The 1,323-nt window shown below is 75.9% G+C and carries 1 protein-coding gene; it reads right to left on the bottom strand.

Annotated features, from left to right (window positions below):
- Positions 1-111: 111 nt before the first annotated feature.
- Positions 112-1,143, bottom strand: a complete 1,032-nt coding sequence (locus tag ACFV0O_RS06750; RefSeq protein WP_380337294.1) for a methyltransferase — start codon at positions 1,141-1,143, stop codon at positions 112-114.
- Positions 1,144-1,323: the final 180 nt, after the last annotated feature.

Raw genomic sequence — 1,323 nt, 5'->3', positions numbered from 1 at the left:
CCTGGGGCCCCGGTCCGCCGGGGCCAGCCGGGGCCCCCCGGGGCCCCCGGTGTGCCGCCCCCCCCCGGGGGTGTCCCGGGGGGGGGGTCCCCCGCCCTCGTCGTCGGTCGGTCAGGACGCGGGAACGGTGCTCTCGAAGCAGTGCAGGTACGGGCCGATCTGCCGCACCCCGCCGAGCTCCAGCCCGGCCCGCGCGATCAGCGCGGACAGCCCGGCCCGGGTGTGCTTCCTGCCGCCGACGTTGAGCAGCAGCAGCAGGTCCATCGCCGTGGTGAACCGCATCTCCGGGCTGCCGTCCACCAGGTTCTCGATCACCACGACCTTCGCCCCGGCCGGCGCCGCCGCCCGGACGTTGCGCAGCGTGGTCACGGTGCTGTCGTCGTCCCACTCCAGGATGTTCTTCAGGAGGTAGACGTCGGCCTTCACCGGGATGGTGTCCCGGCAGTCGCCCGGCAGCAGGGTCACGCGGTCCGCGAGGGCGCCGCCGGGGCGCAGTCGCGCGTCCGCGCCGGCGATCACGTCGGGCAGGTCGAGCAGCGTGCCCCGCAGCTGCGGGTGGCGCTCCAGCAGGGTGGCCAGGACGAGACCCTGACCGCCCGCGATGTCCGCGAAGGCGGTGACCCCGTCGAGGTCCAGGACGTCGGCCACGGTCCTGGCCGAGAGGCGGCTGGACTCCGTCATCGCACGGTCGAAGACTTCCGCGGAGGCGGGCGCGTCCTCGTGCAGGTAGCTGAAGAACTCCTTGCCGAAGACGTCCTGGAAGACGCCCTTGCCGGTGCGCACCGACTCGTCGAGCAGGCCCCACACCGCCCAGGTCCACGGTTCGGTGGCCCACAGGACCATGTTGCGCAGGCTGCGCGGGGCGTCCTCGCGCAGCAGCCGGGACGCCTCGGTGTGGGCGAAGCCGTCCGGCTCCTCGGTGAGGACGCCGTGGGCGACCAGCGCCCGCAGCAGCCGCAGCAGCGTCCCCGGCTCGGCGCCGACGGTGGCCGCGAGCTCCTCGGCGGTGGTCGGGCGGTCGCCGATCCCGTCCGCGACGCGCAGCCGGGCCGCCGCGCGGACGGTCGCCGCGTACGCGCCGCTCATGGCCAGTTCGCGAAGTCGCATCACGGCGGTGAAGCCGGAGGCCTCGGTGTCGTTCATCAGTGCTGCCTCTCCTCAACTCGGGCGGGGGTCCGGGGCGCTCGGACGTGCGGGCGGCCGGGAACGTGCGGGGGGGGGGGGGCCCCCGGCCCCCCCCCCCCCGGGGGGGGGGGGGGGTAAAGGGCCGCGGGGTGGCCCGGGGGTGCGTAGCGCGGCGGAGAAAAGGGCCGGGGGGGGGTT

Source organism: Kitasatospora sp. NPDC059577, from assembly GCF_042735475.1.
GTDB lineage: Bacteria > Actinomycetota > Actinomycetes > Streptomycetales > Streptomycetaceae > Kitasatospora.
This window is presented reverse-complemented; position numbering and strand designations above follow the sequence as displayed.

Coding starts and splice junctions, on each gene's coding strand:
- ACFV0O_RS06750 (WP_380337294.1), bottom strand. CDS start 1,143: ATGAACGACACCGAGGCCTCCGGCTTCACCGCCGTGATGCGACTTCGC.